General features: G+C 61.8%; 1 protein-coding gene. It reads left to right on the forward strand.

Features of this window, described 5'->3' with window-relative positions; all coding sequences use genetic code 11:
* A partial coding sequence (locus V8P77_RS34730; protein WP_264400096.1) for an AMP-binding protein occupies nucleotides 1–705 on the forward strand: 705 nt, incomplete at both ends.

Raw genomic sequence — 705 nt, forward strand, 5'->3', positions numbered from 1 at the left:
TCGGGGTGGCCCAGATCGGGCTTTTTGGCGTTGGTTCAAATAGCCGTGTCGTGCAGTTCGCCTCCTTCGGGTTTGATGCAAGTGCTTGGGAGCTTGTCATGGCGTTTGGCTCGGGCGCCGCCTTGCATTTGCCTGCCGACGAGCTCCGTCAAGCCAGTAACCGGCTATCGGATTACCTGCGTAGTGAAGCCATCACCCATGGGACGTTGCCTCCAGTATTCTTTCAGGGAAACAGGAATCGGGAATGTTTGGCATCACAAGTTCTCATTCTTGCTGGAGAACTGCCGAAAGCTGGACTCATCCGCAGTCTGGCCTCGGCCTCTGTTGTCAATGCATATGGACCTACCGAAGCAACAGTCTGCGCGACCGTTTGGAATTGCCCGGCTGGTTTTGACGGGTCGGTTGTCCCGATCGGCCGTCCGATCGCGAACACGCGGGTGTATCTTCTGGACGGCCATGGTGGGCCGGTTCCGTTCGGGGCGGTGGGTGAGCTCTATATCGGCGGGGCCGGGGTGGCGCGCGGCTACCTCAACCGTCCGGAGCTGACGGCGGAGCGGTTCCTGGCCGATCCGTTCAGCGGCGAGCCGGGCGCCCGGATGTACAAGACCGGCGATCTGGCCCGCTACCTGCCGGACGGCAATCTGGAGTTCCTTGGCCGCAACGACGAGCAGGTGAAGATCCGCGGCTTCCGCATCGAGCCGGGCG

The organism is Rhizobium aouanii (genome assembly GCF_037002925.1).
Classification (GTDB): Bacteria; Pseudomonadota; Alphaproteobacteria; order Rhizobiales; family Rhizobiaceae; genus Rhizobium; species Rhizobium aouanii.